Origin of the sequence: Dyella sp. (assembly GCF_035685885.1) — a bacterium.
Taxonomy (GTDB): Bacteria; Pseudomonadota; Gammaproteobacteria; order Xanthomonadales; family Rhodanobacteraceae; genus Dyella.
This window is the reverse complement of the sequence record NZ_DASRZX010000088.1, coordinates 1-23879: the sequence shown is the minus strand read 5'-3', so window position 1 is coordinate 23879 and position 23879 is coordinate 1. Positions and strand designations below refer to the sequence as shown.

Sequence of the window (23879 nt, the reverse complement as noted above, 5' to 3'; positions counted from 1 at the left end):
GCGTTTGTGTGAGACACCCGATGATTCGTGATCTGCCTGTTCGAGGACGTATGGCCCGTGTGGGGCGCAGTGCTGCATGGTGCGCAGCCGTATTTGCCATGGGCATGGCGCTGTCGCCCTGGTCGCAGGCCTTGGCCGCCGATGCCAAGGATGGCAAGCCCGCCGCCGAGGCAGACAAGAAGGCAGACGCGGATCTGCCGCCGCTGCCGGCTGACAAGACCATCAAGCAGAGCGTGCGCATCGGTAGCCGCAGCCTGTCCTACGAGGCAACGGTCGGCACCATCCCGGTGCGCGACGCCAAGGGCAAGAAGATCGCCGACGTGGTCTACACCTCGTATGTCGTACCGGGCAGCGATCCGCATCGTCCGGTGACGTTCGCGTTCAACGGCGGCCCGGGCGCATCGTCGGTGTACCTCAACATGGGTGCCATCGGCCCCAAGCGCATCCAGTTCGGCGTGGATGGCGATTCGCCGTCCGATGCGGCGGTGACCAAGGACAACCCCAATACCTGGCTCGACATGAGCGACCTGGTGTTCATCGATCCCGTGGGCACGGGCTTCTCGCGCTCGCTCGAGGATGAGGACAAGACCAAGAAGGATTTCTACGCCACCGAGGCCGACATCAAGTACCTCTCGCGCGTGGTCTACGACTGGCTGGTGAAGCATGGCCGCCTTCGTGCGCCCAAGTACGTGATGGGTGAGAGCTACGGCGGCTACCGCGCGCCGCGCATCGCATTCGAACTGCAGACGCGCATGGGCGTGGGCGTGAACGGCCTGGTGATGGTGTCGCCGTATCTCGATCCCGCCGCCATCGGTGATGGCGATGCGCTGTCGCCGCTGCCGTGGATGATCAACCTGCCGTCGATGACTGCCGCGCACCTGGAAGCACAGGGCAGGCTGACGCCGGCGGCGATGACGGACGTGGAAAACTACGTGCGCACGCAGTTCGTCACCGACTTCCTGGCCGGCCGCTCGGATCCCGGTGCTACCGGTCGCATCGTACAGAAGGTGTCGGCATACACGGGCCTCGATCCGTCGGTGGTTGCCAAGGTGGACGGCCGCGTGGACATCGGCACCTACCTGCGCGAGATCCATCGCAGCGAGAAGAAGATCGGCAGCGTTTACGACTCCAACGTCACCGCCTTCGATCCGTTCCCGGGCTCGGCACGCCGCCAGTCGGGCGATCCGATCCTCGATGCGCTGCTGGCGCCGACCACCAGCGCGATGGTGGATTTCGTGACGCGTGAGGTGGGCTGGAAGACCGATGCGCACTACGAGGCGCTGTCCTACACCGTCAACAACGAATGGGATCGCGGCGCCGACGACGACAAGCCGGTGGCCGACCTGCGCAAGGCAATTGCCAACGACGCGAACATGAAGGTGCTGATCGTGCACGGCTACAACGACTTGTCGTGCCCGTTCTTCACCTCGCGCCTGATCATCGATCAGCTGCCGAGCTTCGGGCAGCAGCAGCGCGTGAAGCTGTCGGTATATCCGGGCGGCCACATGTTCTATAGCCGTTCGGGCAGCGCGGAAGCGTTCAAGGCGGATGCGGCGGCGCTCTACGGCGCCAAGTAAGTTGCATGCCATGGTGCCGGCTTCGGCCGGCACCATCGTTCACCATCGCGATCAGGGCTGCTGCAGGCCTTCTGGCAGGCGCACGTTGTAGCCCAGCGCCTTGAGCTTGGCCAGGTAGCCATCCGGCGCCATCAGCTGTTCCATCGAGAGGATGGCCACCGTGTAGCGATTACGCACCAGGGCCGATCGCGCCGCCTCGAACCAGGCATCCTCGATGCGCTTGGGCAGGTCGGGTATCGCCAGCTGGTGTTCGAAGTCGCCGTTGATCGCGGCGACCACGCAGGGTTCGTAGTGCGTGTCCTGCATGATCGACTGCAAGGTCTTCATGTCGCCGGTTGCCCATGCGTTCGCGCGCTGGGTCAGCTTGGGAAGATCCTCTTCGATCATGTGCATGGTTTCATCGAGGCAGGCGATGCCTTGCTTCTGCTCCTGGTCGACGCCGCCGGCGATGACCGGTGCCTTCTTGACGATGAGTTCGTAGCGCACGCCGATCACGCGCGTGCCGTGCTTGTGCGCCAGCTTCTCCACCATGGCGGGCACGTCGGTTTCGTCGGTGAGATCGCTGGACGCGAGTGCCCTGGTGTACAACTGTTCGGCCACCACGATGGGTCGCATGTATTCGTAGGCATCATCGTCGCCCAGGTACTGCTTGCGCAGCTCGCGCCAACGCGCATACACCTCGGGCGCCAGCAATCGTTGCAGCGTGGCGCCGCCCGGGTTCAGGCGCGCCGACGGCTGCAGCGCGAGGCGCGAGTACAGGCTGGGCGGCATCTTCAGTCGTGCGGAAGGCGCTTCGAGCAGTTCCGATGAGCGCCCGAGCGCTTTCTCCAGCTTGGTCCATTGCCAATCGGCGTGCCTGGGAAGCGGTGAGAGCGTGCCGATGATCCACATGACGTGTTCATCGCGCCGCACTTCCCACAGCGCCGGCCCGGGCTGCTCGCCGCGTACCGTGACCGCCTGCAGCTGGACCACGCCCAAAGGCGGCGCCGAAACACTCGACGGCGTGGCGGGCGCGGGTTGATCGGATTGGGCCCAGGCGCCCGTGGCGAAAAGCAGGGCAGCCAGGCAGACGGCGGTCTTGGCGTGCATCCGGGAAGCTCCTTGTGGAGACGCGACGACACGGGCCCGTCAATGCGGGCCACGTGATTGAACAACAGCCGTGCCGGTTGCGCCACAAGCCCGGTGCCTGTGGTCCGGATACGCGTGGCGAGGCGGTCGGGCCACCTCGTCCGGGAAACGCGTCAGAACACCTGTCGGAGGACAAGATAAAGCACGCCCGCCAGCAGGACCGAGGCGGGCAGGGTGAGCACCCAGGCCATCAGCAGGTCGCGCACGGTGGCCCATTGCAGGCCCGAGCCGTTGGCGGCAATGGTGCCGGCGACGCCGGAAGTCAGGACATGGGTGGTGCTGACGGGCGGCTGGTGCCCTGGGCGGAATGAACTGGATGGCCCGTACCCAGCCCGCGCCAGGTGGTGGGCGTGGTGACCTTGCCCTTGTCCAGTCCCGGCTGGTCAAGCTCCCGCGGAATGCCTTGTTGGCCGGGTAGATCTCCTTGCGCCCGCCCATCCGCCCGGCGGGCATCGCCTGAGCGACGAGCGACGACCCGCCTGGAGATCGATTTGCGCGATCAGCGTGGCAAGCGCTGGGGCGGTATCCCTGCCGCCGGCTCAGAGCCAGTGGGGCATCCGAAGCCTGCAAATCAAAATTCGCGCATCACCATCAGGCGCACTTCGGTCATGTCCTCGATGGCATAACGCACGCCTTCGCGGCCGATGCCCGACAGCTTCACGCCACCGTAGGGCATGTTGTCCACCCGGAAGCTGGGCACGTCGTTGACGATCACGCCGCCTTGCTCCAGCTCGTTCCAGGCGCGCATCGCGTGGGCGAGGCTGTCGGTGAAGATGCCAGCCTGCAAGCCGTAGTCCGAATCGTTGACCATCGACGCTACATCGTCGAAGTCATCGAACGGCACCAGCAGCGCGAACGGGCCGAACACTTCCTGGCGATGCACCTTGGCGCTGGCCGGCACGCCTTCCATCAGCGTGGCTTCCAGCATGGCGCCGCTGCGCTTGCCGCCGCACAGCACCTTGCCGCCGGCCTTGCGGGCTTCCTCGATCCAGCCGTGCAGGCGTTCCGCCGCCGCCTCGTCGATCATCGGGCCGAGGAAGGTGTCCTTTTTCTTCGGGTCGCCGGCCTTCAGTTTCTTCACGGCGGCGATGAGCTTCTTCTTCAGCGCGTCGTAGATGTCCTTGTGCGCATAGATGCGCTGCACACTGATGCAGCTTTGACCCGACTGATAGAACGCGCCGAACACCAGCCGGTCGATCACGCGATCCAGCTGGGGGCCCTGGTCCGCGTCGATGATGCAGGCCGCGTTGCCGCCCAGCTCCAGCGTCACTTTCTTGTGGCCGGCGCGCGTCTTGAGATCCCAGCCGATCTGGCTGCCGGTGAACGACAGCAGCTTGAAACGTGGGTCTTCCACCAGGGGATTTGCGTGCTTGCCGTCCAGCGTGAGCACGGAGAATGCGCCCTTGGGAAGGTCGGTTTCCGCCAGCACCTCGCCGATGATCAGCGCGCCGATGGGCGTGCGTTCGGCGGGCTTGAGCACAAACGGGCAGCCCGCAGCGATGGCGGGCGCCACCTTGTGTGCCACCAGGTTCAGCGGAAAGTTGAACGGCGTGATGAACGACACCGGACCCAGCGGCACGCGCTTGGTGTAGCCGTGATAGCCGTCCAGACGCCTGGCGAGTTCCAGGTTGATCGTTTCGCCGTTGATGCGCACGGCTTCATCGGCGGCGATGCTGAAGGTTTCGATGAGGCGGGTGACTTCGCCATCGGAATCCTTGATCGGCTTGCCGGCTTCCACACACAGCGCATAGGCCAGTTCTTCGCGGCGTTCCTTGAAACGCTGCGCGCAATGCTGCAATACGGCCTGTCGTGCCCACGGCTTGAAATCGCGCATGGGATTGGTGGCTTTTACAGCAGCGGCGATGGCCTTTTCGGTGGCCTTGGCATCGGGCACGGCCACGCGCGTGGCGACCTTGCCGCTGTACTTGTCCAGCACATCCATCGTTTCCTTCGAGGTCTGCGGCTGGTTGGCGAGGTAGTACGGATAGCTTTTGGCGAGCATGGAGACTCCAGGCGATCAGACGGCTGCGCTGAGCCGGCGGATCTCTTCGTTGAGAATGCGGTGATTGTCCGAATAGTCGATGACCAGGTCGATCAGGTGCACGCCGCCGGCGTCGAACGCGCGCTGCAGCGTGGGCAGGAATTCATCCGCGCTGCCTGGGCGGTGGCCGTGCGCGCCGTGCGCCTCGGCGAACTTCACGAAATCCGGGTTGCCGAAGGTCATGCCGTAATCGGCATAACCCATTTCGGCCTGCTTCCAGCGGATCATGCCGTAGGCGTCGTCGCGCAGCAGCAGGATCACCAGATCCAGCTTCAGGCGTACCGCGGTTTCAAGCTCCTGCGCATTCATCATGAAGCCGCCGTCGCCGCAGATGGCCAGCACCTTGCGCTCGGGGTAGACCATCTTCGCCGCCATCGCAGAGGGCAGACCCGCGCCCATGGTGGCCAGCGCGTTGTCGAGCAGGATGGTGTTGGGCTGGCGTGCGCGGTAGTAGCGCGCGTACCAGATCTTGTACATGCCATTGTCCAGGCACAGCACGCCGTCATCGGGCATGAAGCGGCGCGTGTCGTCCACCACGCGCACCGGATGCATGGGGAAGCGTTGGTCGCCCGCGTGGTCTTCCAGCTGCTTGTGGAATGCCTCGCGGACGCGATCGAAGAAGCTGAAATTCCAGTGTTCCTGCACCTGTAGTGCATCGGTGAGTCGCTCCACCGTATGCGCGATATCGCCCACCACTTCGATCTGCGGGAAGTAGACCGCGTCCACTTCGGCACTGGAGAAGTTGATGTGGATAACCGTGCGCCGCCCCTTGCGCATCAGGAAAGGTGGTTTCTCCACCACGTCATGGCCGACGTTGATGACGGCATCGGCGGCATCGATGGCACGGTGCACGAAGTCGCCGTCGGACAGCGCGGCGTTGCCCAGCCATAACGGATGATCCTCGTCGATCACGCCCTTGCCCATCTGGGTGGTGAAGAACGGAATGCCAAGTTTGTCGATGAAGGCGCGCAAGGCCACCGTGGTGCGCTGCCGGTTGGCGGCCGCGCCGATCATCAGGATGGGATGTCTGGCCTTGCTGATCGCCTCGGCGGCCTGCACCAGTGCGGCATCGTCGGGTGAGGGGCGTCGCGCGTATTCCGTGGGCAGCAGGATCGCTTCCTCGACGTTGTCGCGAGCGATGTCCTCGGGCAGTTCCAGATGTACCGCACCGGGGCGTTCTTCTTCCGCCCGGCGGAAAGCTTCGCGAATGCGCGCCGGAATGGTGGCGGCGGAAACGAGCTGCCGCGTGTACTTGGTCAGCGGCTGCATCATGTCGACCACGTCGACCAGCTGGAACAGGCCCTGCTTGTGTTCGCGGATAGGCTTCTGGCCCGTGATCATCAGCATCGGCATGGCGCCGAGTTGCGCGTAGGCCGCAGCCGTGACGAGATTGGTGGCGCCGGGCCCCAGCGTGGCGAGCGCGACGCCGGCCTCGCCGGTGAGTCGTCCCCACGTGGCAGCCATGAAGCCGGCGGCCTGTTCATGGCGGGTCACGATCAGGCGTATCGATGAATCACGTAGCGCTTCAACCAGATCCAGGTTTTCTTCGCCCGGCACACCAAAGATGCTGTGTACGCCTTCGGCTTCCAATGCCTTTACGAACAATGCCGCTGCCTTCATGCCGCGCTCCCGTGATCGGAGCGCGCAGGATGGGGCATGGATCGTTCAGAACGTGTGAGCCGCGCGCCGGTCAGCTCGCCTGTAGGAGCGCACCCAGTGCGCGATAGACCTGCATGGTTAGTGTCGGCCTCCGCTTCTACGCGGCGCTGATCGCGCACTGGGTGCGCTCCTACAGAGAGCGGGCGTTACTGTTGCTTGGGTTTCTTGCCAGCAATGCGCGGACCCACTACGAGAGGAAGCTCGCCATCGGCAACGCGACCGCGCAACTTGGCCCCTTCGCCGACACCCTGCACCGAACGCACAACCTTGCCCTGCTCATCGAACAAGATCGCGTAACCACGTTCCAGCGTAGCCAGTGGGCTGATCGTGTGCAGGGCGCGCCCGACCTGCCGCAGGTTCAACTGGTCGCGCTCGAGGCGACGTTCCACCGACTGGCGCAGGCGTTGCGACAGTTCGGCAAGACGGCGACGCAGCAGCAACAGGCGCAGCCGTGGATGCTGGGCAATCAATCGCGCATGGGTGCGTTCCAGTTCCACGCGGTGCAAGCGTGACTGCTCGCGCTGCACGCCAAGCAACCGGCGCTGGAGATTGCGCAACCGCTCCCGATCACGTGCCAGCCGCGCTTGCGGCCGTTGCGCCTGCAGCCGCGCGAACAAATGGTCGACGCGCTGGATGCGCGCCTGCAAGCGGCGTTGTTCGAGTACGGCGAGGCGTTGTTGCAGCTGTTGCAGGTGACGCTGCATGGCCGCCGCATCAGGCACCAGCAGTTCCGCCGCCGCCGAAGGCGTGGGCGCGCGCAGGTCGGCCACGAAGTCGGCGATGCTGAAATCAATTTCATGGCCAACGGCGGACACCACGGGCACCGCGCTCGCATGGATGGCGCGCGCCACCTGCTCGTCGTTGAATGCCCACAGGTCTTCCAGCGAGCCTCCACCGCGAGTGAGCAGCAGTACGTCGTAACGACCGCTGGCCGATGCCTTGCGTAGCATGGCGGTGATCGCGGGCGGCGCCTCGCGACCCTGCACCGGTACCGGCAACACGTCCACGTCGGCCAGCGGCCAGCGGCGGGACATCACGCTGAGCACATCGCGGATCGCCGCGCCGGTGGCCGAGGTGATCACACCGATACGCCGCGCATAACGGGGCAGGGCACGCTTGCGCGCCGGCTCGAACAAGCCTTCCGCGTCCAGCCGTGCCTTCAGTTGTTCGAACTCGCGCTGCAGGGCGCCTTCGCCGGCCGGCTCCATGTGCTCGGCCACCAGTTGGAACTCGCCGCGCGGCTCGTACAGGCCGACGCGTGCGCGGACCAGCACATGCATGCCGTCCGCCGGCCGGAACTTCAGCCAACCGGTCTTGGGCCGGAACATGGCGCAGCGCACCTGGGCGCCGGCGTCCTTCAGGGTGAAATAGAGATGGCCCGAAGCCGGGCGCGCCACGTTGGACAGCTCGCCCTCGATCCAGATCAATGGCAGCGCGTCCTCCAGCAGGTCGCGCACCAGCCGGTTGAGCGAGCTGGGCGTGAGGATCTGCCGGGAGGGCGGTTGGTCGTCGGGGCTGTGCATGGATTGAGCAGCCTAGCATGGATTGCTTGAATAACAATCGCTTGGCTGAATGAGTGGAAGTTCTTTCTCGCCTTTGGTGCGGTGGTCTACGCCACCGAAAAGGCCGCCATGAAGGCGCTTATTCTTCGGCTTCTGCCGCCTGCCGCTGCTTGCGTCGACGCCACAATTGCCATGCGCGCGCCGCCAGGTTCAATGCCAGCCAGATCGCGATGGCCGCCAGCGGCCAACCCAGCACCGCAGGCCAGAACACGGCAACGATGGCGACCACGGTCAGCGACACCGCGCCGATCAGCAACGGGCTGATCGAAGTGTCGCCCAGCACGCGGCGATCGGTCAGGGCCGCGCCGACGCTGTTGGCGATGCGCAGCGCCCCCGCCGCCGTGCGGCCGGAACTGCCGCCCATGTGCCGCTGACGCGGCGGTCGTGCCGTGCTGCTTCGGACATGCTCGCCACGGCGCCGCCAGCGTCGCGGAGAAAGCACGATCTCGGTGGCGTTCTGCAGGTCCTTCTCGTACTGCTCGGCAAGCGCCGTGGCGAACGCGGTGTCTTCCACGGCCACATCGATCTCGCGGTTGTTCAACCAGCTGGCGATGTTGAGGTTGGACGAACCGACGCGCGCCCACTGGTTGTCCGCCACCGCCGTCTTGGCGTGCAACATGGAGCCATTCCATTCGAATACGCGGATGCCTGCCTTGAGCAGCGGACGGTAGCCGCTGCGCGACATGCCGGCGACCATCGGGATGTCGCTGGTGCCCGGCACAAGCAGGCGCACATCCACGCCATCGCGCGCCGCGGAGGCCAGCGCCTGCACGTAGGGCGCGATGCCGACGAAGTACGCATCGGTCAGCCACAGGGTCTTCGTGGCCATGGCGGCAATCAACTGGTCCAGGCGATACATGCCGGCCGTGGAAGGCTGGGTCGCGATGACTCGCAGCGCCACCTCGCCGACTTGCGTGGTCGATTCGGCAGCGGCCGAAAAGGGTGGCAGCGGACTGCCGATGCTGGACCAGCTTTCCGCAAAGGCGTTTTCAAGTTCCACCACGGCTGGCCCGTGCAGGGCGACGCCGGTGTCGCGCCACGGTTCCTGGCCTCGCGCCTGGTCGCCCAGCCATTTCTCGCTGATGCATACGCCGGAGAGGAACCCGTGGATGCCATCGACCACCAACAGCTTGCGGTGATCTCGGCTGACCCAACCGAATGGCTGGCCAAACCGGGGCGGGTTGAACGCGCGGACCTGGCCACCCGCGGCCCGCAACGGCGCCCAAAAGCTGTCACGCGATTGGCCCTTGCAGCCGAGCCAGTCGTACACCACTACCACCTGCACGCCCCGCTGGGCGCAGTCGACGAGCGCATCGCGGAACGCGTGGCCCACCACGTCGTCGCGGATGATGTAGTTCTCCAGCAACACCCGCTGCCGCGCGCCACGGATCGCGGCGAGCCATGCCTCGTAGTGGGCGGCGGCATCGATCAGCAGCTCGACGGAGTTGCCGCCGAGCAGCGGCGCGCCTGCCGCTCGGCTCAGTGCCTGTTCGGCAAGCAATCGGGCGGGAGCGGATGCAAGCAGCTTTGAATTCATGGTTGAAGGCAACGCTGACCAAGTCTCGTCGTCATGATGTCTGGAAATCTCGCAGGCTGTGTCGCGTGACGCCGGGAAGGCCGGCCGTCTTGCCAAGGCATGTGGCGCAGCCCGGGGGATTTCCAGGCATCACCCGTCGCTTGAGTTTCAACATATTGGGCCCGTCCTGTCTGTCCGCATGCCTTCGGTCCGTCGCCTCGACAGCCAGCCAGGCTGCCTTCGTCGACCGCCCTGTGGCTTGCGAACAGACCGAACGGGTGACGGCGACGATACTTGGTCAGCGTTGCCTTCAGTGTAGGGCATGGATTCGGGGTACCTTCAAGCCGCGTTCACCAGAAACATGTCACCAATACCTGCCACCTGACTGGCCATGCCGTTCCCATGAACCTCTTGTCATGTCCATTCCATGTCGCCTGAGCAATGCTTTTCCGATACCGAGGCCTGCGCACAGCACATCGCCGAGCGACTCGGCCCTGTACTGCGCGTAGCGGCGCCGCTGGGGTTGGGCAAGCCGCATGGCCTGCTCAATGCGCTCTATCATCTGACGCGCGCGGACACTTCGCGCTCGCTCTCGCTTTACACCGCACTGTCGCTGACGCGGCCGCGTCCCGCGCCGGGGCTTGAGGCGCGCTTCGTCGGGCCGTTCGCGGAGCGGCATTTCGGCGCCGATGCCATCGATCCGGAATACGCCGTCGACCAGATGCGCAATGCCTTGCCATCCAACGTGGCGGTGCATGAGTTCTACATGCAATCGGGTGCGCTGCTCCATTCGGGGAGCGCGCAGCGCAACTACATCAGCCAGAACTACACGCACGTGGCCCGCGACCTGGCCGTGCAGGACATCAACCTGCTGGTGCAACTGGTCGCCCGGCGCGAAACACCCGAGGGCGTGCGTTACAGCCTGTCGTGCAATCCCGACCTGACGCTGGATTTCACCGAGCAGGTGGTGCAGTCGGGCAAGCCGCGGCCCGTGTGCGTGGCGGTCGTGCATCCGGATCTTCCCTACGTCAGTGGCCACGCAGAAGTCACGCGTGATTATTTCGACATCGAGTTGATGCCCGAGACGTCGCCGCGGCTATTCGCGGTGCCGCGCCAGCCACTGGATGCTACGGAATACGCCTTGGGCATGCATGCCAGTGCACTGGTGCGGGATGGCGGTTGCCTGCAAATCGGCATCGGCGCGCTTTCCGATGCGCTGGTACACGCACTGCGCTGGCGACAGCAGGACAACACGCAATGGCGGCGCGCTTTGGTGGCGCTCGATCCGCGTGGCGGCACGCATGCGCTGGCAGCGCGCATGGGTGGGCTGGCGCCGTTTCGCACCGGCCTCTACGGCGCGAGCGAAATGGTGATGGACGGCTTCATGCACCTGCAGCGTGCCGGTGTGCTGAAGCGTCGCGCGTGGGACGACATGGACCTCGAACGCGCCGCCGCCAGCGGCCGCCTTGCGCCGGAAACGCCGGGCGGCCACTACCTGCGCGGCGCGTTCTTCCTCGGATCGCATGAGTTGTACAAGTGGGTGTCGCAGCTGGAGGCGGACGATGCGGATGCGCTGGACATGTGCCGCGTGTCGAACGTGAATCATCTTTACGGCGACCACCAGGCGCTGGCCTGTCTGCAGCGACGGGGCGCGCGTTTCTTCAATACCTGCATGATGGCGAGCCTGATGGGCGCGGCCGTTTCCGATGGTCTCGAAAACGGCGAGGTGGTAAGCGGCGTGGGCGGGCAATACAACTTCGTGGCCATGGCGCATGAGCTGCCGGATGGACGTTCCATCCTGCTGTTGCGTTCCACGCGCGAAGGACGCGCCGGCATCGAAACGAACATCCGCTGGAACTATGGACACACCACCATTCCGCGGCATCTGCGCGACATGTTCGTCACCGAATACGGCGTGGCTGACCTGCGTGGCAAGACGGACAGCGAATGCATCGAGGCGATGCTGGCGATCACCGATGCGCGCTTCATCGATGCGCTGGCCGCCGAGGCCAAGTCCCATGGCAAGCTCGCCTCCGATTTCCAGGTGCCGGAGCGGTGGCGCAACAATCGTCCGGAATTTCTCCGTGAGGCGTTGGCGCCATGGCAAAGCCGCGGCGTGCTGGTCCCTTTTCCGTTCGGCAGCGATTTCACCGAGGTGGAACAGCGCCTGTTGCCAGCGCTAGGCTGGTTGAAGGCTCGCGGGAACCATTGGCGCGGCAAGGCTGAAATCGTGGGTGCGGCACTCAGGCCCGGGGCGCCGGTCGATGGTGAAGCCGACGCCATCGCGCGCATGGGACTCGACAGGCCGGCCAGCATGGGCGACCGTCTGTGGCGCCGCCTGCTGACCGCCGCATTGCGCCGGACGGGTGCGGCAGCGGAGAGCAGCCCGCCGGTAGCATCCAGCTGAACGAGAGAACGCCATGATGCAAGGTCGCTGCCATTGCGGACAGATCGCCTTCGAGGTCGAGGGCGAACCTTCCAGCGTGATCGAATGCAATTGCACGCACTGCAGTCGAAAAGGGCTGCTGCTGTGGTTCGTGCCCAGCGGCCAGTTTCGCCTGGTGACGCCCGACACCTCGCAGACCACTTATCTGTTCAACCGCCACATGATCGAGCATCGCTTCTGCCCGCAATGCGGCTGCCAGCCGTTCGCCTATGGCAAGAATCCGAAAACCGGGAATTCCATGGTCGCGGTGAATGTGCGGTGCCTGGAGGACGTGGATCTGGCCTCGATCAAGCGCCAGCCGTTCGATGGCTTGCACCTCGTCTAAACAGTCCTCCGCCGCGATAGGGAGCACGCGAAGCGTGCCCCCTTGGTGTCTTCAGTGCATCAGCAGCGACTGCCCCAGCTCGCGCAGGCCGGGCAGGTCCACCAGGTGCAGGCCTTGCCGGTCCAGCTTGACCAGTTCGCGCTGGCGGAAGCGGCCCAGCAGGCGGCTCACGGTTTCGGTGGTCAGGCGCAGGTGGTTGCCGATGTCGGCGCGGGACATGGGCAGCGGCAGGTAGTCGGCCGACAGGCCGAGCACGGCACGGCGGTCGCGCATGTCGACCAGGAACGCCGCAAAGCGCTCCTCGGCCAGGTAATTGCCCCCGCTGAGCTGCAGGCGCGAGATGCGCTGGCTGGCCGCCGTCATCAGGTGCCAGGGGACGTCCGGCTGTTCGGCCGAGACCTGGCGAACCGCCGAGAACGGGAGACGGCAGAACTGGGTCTTGCCCAGCGCCACTACGGCGTTGTCGTGGAATTCGCGGTCGACGGCGTCCAGGCCGATCATCTCGCCGGGAAGGTGGAACGCCAGCACCTGTTCGCGCCCCGCCACATCCACCGCGACCGTCTTGGCCATGCCTGACTGCACGGCGTAGAGCGCCCTGAACGGCGAAAGCGGGCGGTACAGGTATTCACCGGTGCGCAGCGGCCCGATGCGTTCAGCAATATGGCGCAGGCCGGACAGCTCGGCGCGGTCGTAGCCGCTGGCCTGGCAGACCGATGCATATCCACAGCCGGCGCACGACGGCGAAGGCGTCATGCGGTGGGCGTCATCCTTGTGGCGGTGTGTCTGGAGCATGGTGTATCGGTCCTCCTGGTCCTTGCGCGTTTCGCTGGAGACATGATCCTCGCTGCCGGGCCCACGGTGGCTGTCGTGCGCGTTTTTGCCGCAATGAGCGCTTGCCCTGGCCGCTTGCTAGGGATGGCTGGTGCCGTTCGGTTATCCTTTGCCGGTTGCCGCCACCGTCCGCGGCCCGATGCGTGACCGAAGCCCTCCATGAGTGACCAGTCCTCCTTCCCTCGTCCTGCCCAATCCGCTCCGCGCCGCCCCAGCGTGGGGGTGAAGATCGGAAAGATCACCGTGGGCGGTGGTGCCCCCGTCGTGGTGCAGTCGATGACCAACACCGACACGGAGAACCCGGCCAGCACGGCGAAGCAGATCGCCGAACTGGCCCGCGCGGGCTCCGAGCTGGTGCGCATTACCGTCAACACCCCTGCCGCTGCGGCGGCCGTGCCGCGCATTCGCGACAAGCTGGCCATGATGGGTGTGGACGTGCCGATCATTGGCGACTTCCACTACAACGGGCACCAGCTGCTGGAAGCCGAGCCGGCCTGCGCCGAGGCGCTGGCGAAATACCGCATCAATCCGGGCAACGTGGGCTTCGGCAAGAAGAAGGACAGCCAGTTCGCCTCGATCATCGAGATGGCGCTGCGCTACGACAAGCCGGTGCGCATCGGTGCGAACTGGGGCTCGCTGGACCAGAGCATGGTCGCCATGCTGATGGACGAAAACCACCAGCGTGCCGAACCCTGGGATGCCTCGCACGTGGCCCGCGAAGCGCTCATCCGCTCCGCGCTGGACTCGGCCGCACGTGCCGAAGACATCGGCCTGCCGCGTGACCGCATCATCCTTTCGTGCAAGGTGTCGGGCGTGCAGGAACTGATTGCGGTGTACCGCGATATCTCCGGGCGTTGCGACTATGCACTGCACCTGGGCCTCACCGAGGCCGGCATGGGTTCCAAGGGCATCACGGCATCGTCGGCTGCGCTGGGGGTGCTGCTGCAGGAAGGCATTGGCGACACCATCCGCATTTCGCTCACTCCCGAGCCGGGTGCCTCGCGCACCGGCGAGGTGATCGTGGCGCAGGAACTGCTGCAGACCATGGGCCTGCGCGCCTTTACGCCGCTGGTCACCGCCTGCCCGGGCTGCGGGCGCACCACCAGCGAGTTTTTCCAGGAGCTCGCGCGCACCGTGCAGACGCATGTGCGCGAGCAGATGCCGCTGTGGCGCGTGCAGTACGACGGCGTGGAAAACCTCACGCTGGCCGTGATGGGCTGCGTGGTGAACGGGCCGGGTGAATCGAAGCACGCGAACATCGGCATTTCGCTGCCGGGCAACGGCGAAGCACCGTCGGCCCCGGTGTTCATCGACGGCGAAAAGGCCATGACCCTGCGCGGCGACAACATCGCCAACGAGTTCATCGGCATCCTCGACCAGTACGTCGCCACCAAGTACGCCAGTCGCGCAGGGTGACATGACCGAGGCCGAGGGCGCGGGTGAAGTCCGGATCCTCGACGCATGGCAGGCCAATGCCGTCGCATGGGAACGCGCCGTGCGAAGTGGCCAGATCGAAAGCCGCAAGCTGGTGACGGACCGCGCCATCGTCGAGGCCGTGCTGTCGCGGTCGCCGCGCACGGTGATCGACGTGGGCTGTGGCGAAGGCTGGCTGGCTCGTGCATTGGCCGCCGAAGGCATCGAGGTGCTCGGTGTCGATGTGGTTCCTTCTCTCGTCGACAGCGCTCAGGCCCAGGGTGGCGGTTCGTTCCGCGTGATGTCCTATGAGGAGGTTGCCGAAGGCGCCCTCAAGGCACGGGCGGACGTCGTGGTCTGCAATTTCTCCCTGCTGGGCGAGTCGTCGGTGGATCGCCTGCTGGCCGTCGTGCCTGCCTTGCTGGAGGAGGGTGGAATGCTGGTGGTGCAGACCCTGCACCCACTGGCGGCAGGCATCCAGCCTTACCGCGACGGCTGGCGGGAAGGGTCCTGGGCGGGCTGCGGCGAGGGTTTTGGCGATGCCGCTCCCTGGTATTTCCGCACGCTGGGAGGCTGGGTGGGGGCGTTCCAGTCGGCCGGGTTGCGGCTGATCGCGATGCGGGAACCCTTGCACCCTTACACGGGCAAGCCGGCGTCCGTTATCTTCATGGCGGGGTGAATCAAAGGGGACGGGGATGACCAGGCATCGCGCCGTTGCATTTCGGGCCACCGTACAGGGTGGGCAGAGAGAGTGGTTGGTGCCGTTGCCGTTCGATCCGGTTACCCAGTGGTCGACGCCTGCGCGTCCGTTATGGACATGCGGTCACGGCCATCGGGTGCGCGGCAGCGTCAACGGGCAGAACTTCCAGGGCGCTGTCGTGAAGCGCTCCGGCGCGTTCTGTCTTCTGCTTGAAGAACCATTGGCTACGGCGGTCGGACTGGACGCGGGGCAGGCAGTCGATGTGCTGCTCGAGCCAGACGACGCCTGAACGCTCAAAGGCGTGCGACATTCGAGTTCTTTACCTCCGCCAGGCGAGTATGCTCGGCCACCGTGCTGGCCAGGGATGCGTTCCGGGTGCGCAGCTGGGAGGTGCAGTGACGATCAAGCCGCAAATACGCATTGTCGCCGTTTACGTGACGGTGGCGCTGCTGTGGATCTACGCCTCCGATCGCCTGGTGTTTTCGCTGGGCTACGACGAGCACACGCAGGCCCTTCTGCAGAGCTTGAAGGGCGCCATCTTCGTGCTGCTGACCGGCGGCGTGTTGTATTGGCTGATCGGCCGCGACATGCGTCGTCTGGATCGCCTCAACCACATGCTGCTTTCGGGCAACGAGCAATCGTTGCGCGCGCTGGTTTCGGCGATGGATGTGCGGCACAAGGAAACCCTGGACCATTCCGAGCGCGTGATGCGCATGACAGTCGCCCTCGCGCGGCGTGTGGGACTGGACGGCGAGGCGCTGCGCAATGTGCGCTTTGGCGCCTTGCTGCACGACATCGGCAAGCTGGCCTTGCCCGATGCCATCCTGATCAAGCCAGGTCCGCTGACTGACGATGAAATCGCCGTGATGCGCACCCATCCCGTGCTGGGGCGCGACCTGCTGATGCGCACGGCGTTCCTGCGTCCAGCCATCGATATTCCCTATGCGCACCACGAGCGCTGGGACGGCACCGGCTATCCCCGTGGTCTGCAGGGCGAGGAAATTCCGCTCGCCGCGCGCATCTTCAGCGTGGTGGACGTGTGGGATGCCCTGAGCTTTCCTCGCGTATACAAGCCGGCGTGGCCTGAAGACGAAGTGCTCGACTATCTGCGGCATGCCGCCGGGTCCCAGCTCGACCCCGGCATCGTCGGTCTTTTCCTGCAGTACTACGGAGACCTCAAGGCCATCGGCCTTGGGCATGCGGCGGCCGATTGAGTTCTTCTGGCGAGGTTTTGCGTTCAAGGTGCTTCAAACCTCGCGGCTCGCCGGCTAGGCTGTGACGGTTCCGCAGGAAACGCACGCCCATGCTCACTTTCCTCGACTACGTTGCGTTCGGCCTGCTGGGCCTGTTGCCCATCGCCAACCCGTTAACCAGCGCGACCGTGCTGCTGGCGCTGACTTCGCGCTATCCGGTTGCCGAACGAAACCGCCAGATCAATCGCGCCACGATCTACGTGATCATCGTGCTGCTGATCTGTTTCTACGCGGGCAATGCGGTGATCAGCGGCTTCGGCATTTCGATCCCCGGCCTGCGCGTGGCCGGCGGACTGATCGTCAGCTACATCGGCTTCGGCATGCTGTTTCCGCCCGCGCGTGCCGCCGAAGACGAGGTGCAGGTGGAAATGGCCTCGCATGACGCACCCACGGCCAAGCTGCCGGACATCGCCTTCATCCCGCTGACCATGCCGTGCACCACCGGGCCCGGCACGATCGCCTTCATCATCAGCGCCTCATCGTCCATCCCCGACGGACACCTCACGCCCATGGTGCACGCCGTGGTCGCTGCCATCGTCCTGCTGTTCGCCTTGGTGTTCTGGCTGTGCATGCGCGGTGCAACGCCCATCATGAAATGGCTGGGCGAAACCGGCATCGACGCGCTGGCGCGCATCATGGGCTTTCTGCTCGTATGCATCGGCGTGCAATTCGTGATCAACGGCGTGCATGAGCTGTTGCAGGCGTGGGGGGTCGTCGCGGCATGACGCTACCGGGGTTCTCCGGCCAGCAAGGTCTCCTGCAACGGCATGTCCTGAGCATTACTCAGGCGCTCGCGCGAGACCCGCAAACGCTGCGTCGGTAGTTGGTGGGCGATGTGCGGTAGACGCGTTGGAAATGCTGCCGCAACGTCACCGGCGAGCCGAGTCCGATGGCGGCCGCGATGCGAAGTGCCAACAGTGAATAGCATAGACCCGCGACGACGTGTGACGCGTCGCGAGCCACTCTTGGCCTGTCGCTCGTATCGCTCGGTGCTCGCGCGGCCCGCGGCGAAATTTCCTCCACATTTTAAGATTTGTCCGATTCATGACAGACATGCGATCCGCTAGCTTCCCATCCTGAGTTGTTGTGCTCGGAGCCGCTTGGCTCTTGTCCCCCCGAAGGCGGCAGGCGGTTCCGGGCACCTTTTTTCAACCAGGGGATCGTTCGGTGACAGGGATGTCGGCGTGACAAGGGATCAGGATGCGCAGCGGCGTTGGCGATCACGTGGGCGGAGTCCTGGCGTGCTATTGGCGTTGGCGACGGTGGTGTCCTTCACGCCGTGCTTCGCGCAAGCGGTGGACCCCGTCACGCAGGAGCTTCTGCGGCAGCAGGAGCGCGAGCGCGCGCTGCGTGAGCAGCAGGAAACCACGCCCGACGTCCGCTTGCCACGCCAAACGCAGGCCACGGCAGACCGCATCCCCGACAACGAAACCCCGTGCTTTCCCATCCAGACGATTCGCCTGGATGGTGACGACTCGTCCCGGTTCCAGTGGGCGCTAAAGGCCGCCGATGCCCAGGGCGATCCTGCGAGCGGTCGGTGTCTGGGCTCAACCGCCATCAACATGGTGATGAAGCGCATCCAGAACGCCATCATCGCGCGTGGTTATATCACTACCCGTGTGCTGGCCAAGCCGCAGGACCTGCGCGCCGGTGTGCTCACGCTCACCCTCATCCCTGGGCGTATACGTGCCATTCGCTTTGCACCCGGTGTCGACGCGCGCCACGTCCTGGCGCGATGCCTTGCCCGCGCGTCCCGGTGATCTGCTCAACCTGCGCGACATCGAACAGGCGCTGGAAAACTTCAAGCGTGTGCCGACGGTAGAGGCAGACATCCAAATTGTCCCCGCCAATGGGAACGCCACGGCCGGCGACAGCGACCTGGTGATCGTACGGAAGCAGTCGTCGCCCATGCGCGTGGCCGTCACGCTCGATGATTCAGGCAGTGATGCGACGGGGAAGTTGCAAGGCGGCGCCACGCTGTCCCTGGACAATCTGCTGACCTGGAACGACTTGTTCTATGCCAACTTCGGCCAGGACGTCTTCGATGGTGACCACAAAGGCACACGCGGCTACACATTGCATTATGACCTGCCTTACGGCTACTGGTTGCTGGGCGCCACAGCCAGCAGTTACACGTATCACCAAACCGTCGCGGGCTATGCCGCGACCTACATCTATAGCGGCACGAGCCACAATGTCGACGTACGACTGAGCCGTCTGCTCTACCGAAACGCCACCATCAAATTCGGCGCCTACGTCCGCGCGTGGGAGCGCGATTCCAACAACTTCATCGACGACACCGAAGTGCTGGTGCAGCGTCGCCGCCAGGGTGGCTGGGAAGCGGGGTTCACCTACAAGCAGTTCATCGATGCCTCGACGCTCGATGCCAACGTGGCCTATCGCCGCGGCACCGGGACGTTCAATGCACTGCACGCGCCCGAAGAAGCATTTGATGAAGGCACGGCACGCCCGAAAATCATCACCGCTGATGCGCACTTCACGCTTCCATTTCAACTCGGCGGCCAGCGCTTGCGCTACATCGGCAGCTGGCGTGCGCAATGGGATCAAACCCCGCTGGTCCCGCAGGACCGCTTCGCCATCGGCGGCCGCTACACGGTCAGGGGTTATGACGGAGAGCTCCAGCTGACTGGTGACCACGGTTGGCTGGTTCGGAACGATCTCGGCTGGATCGTGGCCGGCAGCCAAGAACTCTATCTCGGTCTGGACGTCGGCCACGTCGGCGGCCCGCCCACCCAGTGGGAACTGGGGCAGACCCTGGCCGGTGGCGTGGTCGGTATGCGCGGCGGTTGGCGCAGGTTCGCGTGGGATGTGTTTGCGGGCGCGCCGATCAGCAAGCCCCGCGGCTTCCCCACCGATAACCCGACCGCGGGATTCAACCTTTCCTGGTCGTATTAAGTCGCAGCGGGTCGCTGCGCGCCGTTTTCCGGTTTGCCTGTTGAGCGTCGTCAAGAAGAAGGAAGCTTCGGATGAACAAGCAGTATCGTCTGGTGTGGAACAAAGCCCGTCGCATCGTCCAAGTCGCGAGCGAACTGGCGCACCGACCGGAAGGTGGTACGGCAAGCTCCACCCGTGCCGGCGCCACATCGGCACACCTCACACTGTCCCCCAAGGGGTTGAGCTTCGCCGCCTGGATTGCGTTGGGCATGGTGAGCGTGATCGCACCCGTCAGCGCAGGTCAGGTCACGGGACTCATCACCGCGGACCCCAACGCGCCGGGCAATCAGCGCCCGACGGTGCTCGGTTCCCCCGGCAACGCCGCTCTCATCAACATCACCACGCCCTCAAAGGCAGGTGTGTCGATCAATCAGTACAGCGCATTCCAGGTCGACTCGACGGGTGCGGTACTCAACAACTCGCGCACGAATACGCAAACGACGCTGGCCGGTACGATCGGTGGCAACCCGTGGTTGGCCAACGGCAGCGCGCGCGTCATCGTCAATCAGGTCAATAGCAGCGCGCCGGCGGCCCTGGGCGGTTACATCGAAGTGGCGGGCGACAAAGCCCAGGTCGTGATCGCCTCGCCCTCGGGCATCGCGGTCGATGGCGGCGGGTTCTTGAACGCATCTCGCGTGACGTTGACGACCGGCACGCCTGTGGTGAGCGGTGGCGCACTGGAGGGCTATCGCGTCAGCGGCGACGGTGTCATTCAGGTCAGCGGCAACGGTCTGGATGCCAGTCGCGCGGACTATACCGACATCATTGCCCGCGCCGCCGTGTTGGACGGGACGATCTATGCCCAACAACTTCAGCTAACGCTTGGCGCCAATCAAGTCAGCGTCGATCAGTCTCAGATCACGCCGATCGCCGGCACCACCCAAGGTGGCCTGGGCGGCGCCGTCCCTGCGTTCGCACTGGATTCGAGCGCGTTGGGCGGCATGTATGCCAACAAGATCGTCTTGCTCGCGAACGAGCACGGCGTGGGTGTGAGAAACGCGGGCACGATCGCGGCGTCGACCGGCGAGGTGGTCGTGACGACCGACGGCCGATTGGAGAACAGCGGCCGCCTGCAATCGCAGTCCGACACGACGGTCCTAGCGGCAGCGGGTATCAGCAACAGCGGCACGATCTCCGCCACCAACACGCTGTCGATCACCACACCGCAAGATGTCGATAACAGCCAGAGCACCTTGAACGCGGGGCGTATCGCGGTGGATGCTGCCTCGTTACGCAATCAGGGCGGAACGATCGCGCAAACCGGCCTGCAGGGAATGTCGTTGCAGGCCGGCGCGTTGTCCAACCGTAACGGCGGCAGCATTGGCACGACCCGAGGTGGCTCGCCGATGGCGGAAGCGGGTGACAGTGGTGACGGCTCATCGTCGCCGAGTGGATCGACGCCGCCGCCCTCCACCGAGTCGGGCGCGAGTGGCGGCGGAAACACGGCGCCGTCCGATGGAAGTAACTCAGGCGCAACACCGGTGGCACCGCTCGCGGATGGCATCCTGCATATTGCAGGGCTACTGGACAACGACGGCGGCCGCATCAGCGCCGCCGCGGGTTTCGATCTCACGACCGCCAACGGTCTGACCAACGATGGCGGCCAGTTGGGTCTACGCCAACTCACGGTGACCGGCGGTGACCTCAGTAACCGCGGTGGCATGCTGACGATCGACGGCCCTGCGATCATTCACGGGGACAACGTCCTCAACGACGCGGGCACACTGAATGTTGCCGACGCGTTGACGATCAACGTGCAGAACCTGTCGAACCGTGGCGGCACGATCACGCACAGTGACGTCGATGCCACCACGCTATCGGTCGCCAACACATGGGACAACACCGACGGCACGCTGGCCTCCAACGCCGCCTCGCTGACGGTCAACAGCTCCTTGTTTATCAACGATGGGGGCCACCTCAATCATGCGGGCACCGATGGGCTGACCCTCACCATCGGCACCTGGCGAGGCGCCAGCGGCACGGTCGCTACGGCGGGCGCGACGACCGTGCAAGCGGGCAGCATCGATCACCGCGGCGCTAGTTTGAGCGCGACGCAGATCCACCTCACCGCGGCCAACGTCAACAACGAAGGCGGCACGATCGTGGCGTCGGGCGACCAGGCCAACACGCTCACCGTCAGCGGTGCCTTGGACAACAGCAACGACGGCACGATCGCCAGCAACGCGGATCTCGCCATCCAGGCTGATACGCTGGGCAATGTCAATGGCACCATCCAGCATGCCGGCGACGGCACGCTGCGCATCGACGCGTCGACGTTGAGCGGTAGCGGCGGCGCGATTCAATCCAATGGCGCCTTGCTGCTGACGGGCAACACGATCAACTTGCGCGGCGGCACCACGTCCGCCCAAGCGATCACCATCGACACCGGCGCGCTTACCACCGCCGGTGGCAATCTGGCCGCGCTCGGCAGCGGTCTGCTGCAGATCCACGCGCGCGGACTCTTGGACAACACGGACGGTCGCATCGGCACCAATGGCGGACTCCAGCTCGTCGCCGATACAGTGACAAATACGAACGGTGGCATCCAGACGGCTGGCGCAGATGCCACGACCGTCGCCATCACGCACGCGTTCACGAACGCGAACGGCCAACTGGCGACGGTCGGCTCGACCACGTTGCGCGCAGGCAGCGTGGATAACACCGGAGGCACGATCGCCGCCGGCAGCAGCGACGCGTTGACGCTCACCGTGGACGGCCTGCTGACCAATGACGCCGGTAACCTGCTCGGCAACAGCAACCTCGCACTCACCGCCGGGACACTCAGCAACCACGGGGGCACGATCCAGGCGCAACAGGCGATCGACGCCACGGTGGCGGGCACGCTGGATAACAGCCAAGGTGGCGCGATCATCGCCAATGGCAACCTCGACGTGCAGGCCGCCACGCTGCTCAACGCCAACACGCTTGTCACCGACCCCGACGCCGCGCCGCAGGGGCTGCACGGGCAACACGTCACGCTCCAGGTCTCGTCGCTCGACAACACGGCCGGCGCGATCCAGGCCAGCAACGGCCTCGCCATCACCGGCGGCGCACTCACCAATGCGGGTGGCGTGCTGGATGGCCAGGGCGACGTGACGATCAGCGGCACGTCATTGGATAACTCGGGCCACGGCCAGGTGATCCAACATGGCGACACCGGATGGCTCTCGATCAACCTGACGCAGGCGCTCGGCAACACGGCGAAAGGTCTCATCGGTGCCAAAGGCACCGCCTCGCTGCACGCCGGTGCGATCGACAACAGCGGCGGCACCATCTACGCCGGGAACGACCTCACGCTGGCGAGCGACGGCACCCTCAATAACACGAACAGTGGACTGCTCCAAACCAACGGCAACCTCGCCGTGTCGGCGGTCACCACGCTCGACAACAGCGCCGGCCACATCGACGCCTCGGGCGCAGCCACGATCACGGCGGCGGCCATCACCAACACCGATGGCCAAATGCTCGCCGGCACCACCCCAGGTGGCCTGGACACCGCCATCACCGACGCCGCGTTGACGGTCACAGCCACGGGCGCCATCGCCAATCAGGGTGGCATGATCGGCAATCGTGGCAGCGATGTGATCCTGCAAGCGGCCTCCGTCGATAACAGCAGCGGCGGCACCGTGGTCGCGCAGCGCGATCTCACGCTGGACAACGTCGCGTCGTTCAACAACACCGGTGGCACCACCTACGCCACACGCGACCTAAGCTTCCAAAACCCCAACGCCATCCTGGACAACACCGGCGGTCAATTCGGCGCCGGCGACACCGCCACGCTGAACCTCGCCGCGATCACCAACAGCAGCGGCGGCCATATGCAGGCCAACACGCTGGCGCTGACCACCCCGACGTTGACCAACGACGGCGGCACCGTGAAGGGCGCCCTCGTGCAGGCGACGTTCGGCACGTTGAACGGCATCGGCCAGATCTACGGCGCTCAGGAACTCGACGCGCACGTTACCGGCGACTACACCCACCTCGCCGGCCAGCGCCTGGAAAGCGATGGCGTGCTCAGCCTCATCGTCGACGGCACGCTGACCAACCAGGGCACCCTGCAGACGCCCGGTGAACTGGACCTCATGGCGGCGAGTTTGATCAACACCAACGGCGCGGTGATCAACGCCAGTGCCGACGACGGTAGTGGCGTCGCGAACATTCATGTCAGTGGCAGTGTCGACAATCAGCAGGGAGCCACCCTCGAAGGCGACACGCTGAACGTGTCTGCCACCACCCTCACCAACACCGGCAACATCGTCGGTGATGTGGTGACTGTGGATGCGAACACGCTCACCAACGGGCGCGATCTGGGCACCACCCAAGGTGGCCCAGCGGCGACAGCCGCCGTCGACTACGGCGAAGGTTTCATCGGCGCCTCGCAGGCGCTGAACCTGCACGTCGCGAGCCTCGCCAACCTCGACGCCCAGCTCTACAGCTCGGGCGATCTCAGCATCGCCGCCGACGCGGCCGGCA

18 protein-coding genes are annotated in these 23879 nt (G+C 65.2%); 11 read left to right on the top strand and 7 right to left on the bottom strand.

All coding sequences use genetic code 11. The annotated features are described in order from the left end of the window. The first annotated feature begins 98 nt into the window (after nucleotides 1–98). Nucleotides 99–1577, top strand: a complete 1479-nt coding sequence (locus VFG49_RS10940; protein WP_324860356.1) for a S10 family peptidase — start codon at nucleotides 99–101, stop codon at nucleotides 1575–1577. 51 nt (nucleotides 1578–1628) lie between these two features. On the opposite strand, the gene VFG49_RS10935 is transcribed toward VFG49_RS10940, so the two are convergent. The 6 genes from VFG49_RS10935 to VFG49_RS10910 form a co-directional block, all read right to left on the bottom strand. Then, nucleotides 1629–2666, bottom strand: a complete 1038-nt coding sequence (locus tag VFG49_RS10935; protein WP_324860354.1) for a TraB/GumN family protein — start codon at nucleotides 2664–2666, stop codon at nucleotides 1629–1631. Between the two features lie 152 nt (nucleotides 2667–2818). Continuing rightward, on the bottom strand, nucleotides 2819–3046 hold the full coding sequence (locus VFG49_RS10930; protein WP_324860366.1) for an inorganic phosphate transporter: 228 nt from the start codon (nucleotides 3044–3046) through the stop codon (nucleotides 2819–2821). A gap of 230 nt (nucleotides 3047–3276) precedes the next feature. Beyond that, nucleotides 3277–4707: an aldehyde dehydrogenase family protein gene (locus tag VFG49_RS10925; RefSeq protein ID WP_324860352.1), complete on the bottom strand. Its 1431-nt coding sequence runs from the start codon at nucleotides 4705–4707 to the stop codon at nucleotides 3277–3279. 15 nt (nucleotides 4708–4722) lie between these two features. Continuing rightward, complete coding sequence (locus tag VFG49_RS10920) at nucleotides 4723–6366, bottom strand: acetolactate synthase large subunit (RefSeq protein WP_324860350.1); 1644 nt, start codon at nucleotides 6364–6366, stop codon at nucleotides 4723–4725. A gap of 185 nt (nucleotides 6367–6551) precedes the next feature. Beyond that, complete coding sequence (gene xseA, locus VFG49_RS10915; protein WP_324860349.1) at nucleotides 6552–7928, bottom strand: exodeoxyribonuclease VII large subunit; 1377 nt, start codon at nucleotides 7926–7928, stop codon at nucleotides 6552–6554. Between the two features lie 118 nt (nucleotides 7929–8046). Continuing rightward, nucleotides 8047–9504: a phospholipase D-like domain-containing protein gene (locus VFG49_RS10910; protein ID WP_324860347.1), complete on the bottom strand. Its 1458-nt coding sequence runs from the start codon at nucleotides 9502–9504 to the stop codon at nucleotides 8047–8049. A 406-nt stretch (nucleotides 9505–9910) separates the two neighbouring features. On the opposite strand from VFG49_RS10910, the gene VFG49_RS10905 reads away from it, so the two are divergent. Both VFG49_RS10905 and VFG49_RS10900 read left to right on the top strand, forming a co-directional pair. Continuing rightward, a complete protein-coding gene (locus tag VFG49_RS10905) occupies nucleotides 9911–11890 on the top strand; it encodes an acetyl-CoA hydrolase/transferase C-terminal domain-containing protein (RefSeq protein ID WP_324860345.1) in 1980 nt (659 codons plus the stop codon). Nucleotides 11891–11903: 13 nt separating this feature from the next. Next, on the top strand, nucleotides 11904–12254 hold the full coding sequence (locus VFG49_RS10900) for a GFA family protein (protein WP_324860343.1): 351 nt from the start codon (nucleotides 11904–11906) through the stop codon (nucleotides 12252–12254). A gap of 51 nt (nucleotides 12255–12305) precedes the next feature. Here the strand turns inward: VFG49_RS10900 and VFG49_RS10895 are convergent, their stop codons facing one another. Further along, nucleotides 12306–13046, bottom strand: coding sequence for a helix-turn-helix domain-containing protein (locus VFG49_RS10895; protein WP_324860341.1), 741 nt, complete (start codon nucleotides 13044–13046; stop codon nucleotides 12306–12308). Between the two features lie 198 nt (nucleotides 13047–13244). On the opposite strand from VFG49_RS10895, the gene ispG reads away from it, so the two are divergent. The 8 genes from ispG to VFG49_RS10860 form a co-directional block, all read left to right on the top strand. Further along, nucleotides 13245–14501, top strand: coding sequence for a flavodoxin-dependent (E)-4-hydroxy-3-methylbut-2-enyl-diphosphate synthase (gene ispG / locus VFG49_RS10890; RefSeq protein WP_324860339.1), 1257 nt, complete (start codon nucleotides 13245–13247; stop codon nucleotides 14499–14501). Nucleotide 14502: 1 nt separating this feature from the next. Beyond that, a complete protein-coding gene (locus tag VFG49_RS10885; RefSeq protein ID WP_324860336.1) occupies nucleotides 14503–15177 on the top strand; it encodes a class I SAM-dependent methyltransferase in 675 nt (224 codons plus the stop codon). Between the two features lie 16 nt (nucleotides 15178–15193). Then, complete coding sequence (locus VFG49_RS10880; RefSeq protein WP_324860334.1) at nucleotides 15194–15487, top strand: DUF1905 domain-containing protein; 294 nt, start codon at nucleotides 15194–15196, stop codon at nucleotides 15485–15487. A 106-nt stretch (nucleotides 15488–15593) separates the two neighbouring features. Beyond that, entirely contained in the window at nucleotides 15594–16412 is an 819-nt protein-coding gene (locus VFG49_RS10875; protein WP_324860332.1) for an HD-GYP domain-containing protein, read from the top strand. Between the two features lie 89 nt (nucleotides 16413–16501). Continuing rightward, entirely contained in the window at nucleotides 16502–17176 is a 675-nt protein-coding gene (locus VFG49_RS10870; protein ID WP_324860330.1) for a MarC family NAAT transporter, read from the top strand. Nucleotides 17177–17692: 516 nt separating this feature from the next. Continuing rightward, nucleotides 17693–18211: a POTRA domain-containing protein gene (locus tag VFG49_RS19245; RefSeq protein WP_414649107.1), complete on the top strand. Its 519-nt coding sequence runs from the start codon at nucleotides 17693–17695 to the stop codon at nucleotides 18209–18211. Continuing rightward, a complete protein-coding gene (locus VFG49_RS10865) occupies nucleotides 18192–19367 on the top strand; it encodes a ShlB/FhaC/HecB family hemolysin secretion/activation protein (protein WP_414649105.1) in 1176 nt (391 codons plus the stop codon). Before VFG49_RS19245 ends, VFG49_RS10865 begins: the two co-directional genes overlap by 20 nt. Nucleotides 19368–19438: 71 nt before the next feature. Beyond that, a partial coding sequence (locus VFG49_RS10860) for a filamentous hemagglutinin N-terminal domain-containing protein (protein ID WP_324860328.1) occupies nucleotides 19439–23879 on the top strand: 4441 nt, incomplete at its 3' end.

Coding starts and splice junctions, on each gene's coding strand:
- VFG49_RS10905 (WP_324860345.1), top strand. CDS start 9,911: ATGTCGCCTGAGCAATGCTTTTCCGATACCGAGGCCTGCGCACAGCAC.
- VFG49_RS10880 (WP_324860334.1), top strand. CDS start 15,194: ATGACCAGGCATCGCGCCGTTGCATTTCGGGCCACCGTACAGGGTGGG.
- VFG49_RS10920 (WP_324860350.1), bottom strand. CDS start 6,366: ATGAAGGCAGCGGCATTGTTCGTAAAGGCATTGGAAGCCGAAGGCGTA.
- VFG49_RS10910 (WP_324860347.1), bottom strand. CDS start 9,504: ATGAATTCAAAGCTGCTTGCATCCGCTCCCGCCCGATTGCTTGCCGAA.
- VFG49_RS10870 (WP_324860330.1), top strand. CDS start 16,502: ATGCTCACTTTCCTCGACTACGTTGCGTTCGGCCTGCTGGGCCTGTTG.
- VFG49_RS10895 (WP_324860341.1), bottom strand. CDS start 13,046: ATGCTCCAGACACACCGCCACAAGGATGACGCCCACCGCATGACGCCT.
- VFG49_RS10900 (WP_324860343.1), top strand. CDS start 11,904: ATGATGCAAGGTCGCTGCCATTGCGGACAGATCGCCTTCGAGGTCGAG.
- VFG49_RS10885 (WP_324860336.1), top strand. CDS start 14,503: ATGACCGAGGCCGAGGGCGCGGGTGAAGTCCGGATCCTCGACGCATGG.
- ispG (WP_324860339.1), top strand. CDS start 13,245: ATGAGTGACCAGTCCTCCTTCCCTCGTCCTGCCCAATCCGCTCCGCGC.
- VFG49_RS10935 (WP_324860354.1), bottom strand. CDS start 2,666: ATGCACGCCAAGACCGCCGTCTGCCTGGCTGCCCTGCTTTTCGCCACG.
- xseA (WP_324860349.1), bottom strand. CDS start 7,928: ATGCACAGCCCCGACGACCAACCGCCCTCCCGGCAGATCCTCACGCCC.
- VFG49_RS10925 (WP_324860352.1), bottom strand. CDS start 4,707: ATGCTCGCCAAAAGCTATCCGTACTACCTCGCCAACCAGCCGCAGACC.
- VFG49_RS10940 (WP_324860356.1), top strand. CDS start 99: ATGGGCATGGCGCTGTCGCCCTGGTCGCAGGCCTTGGCCGCCGATGCC.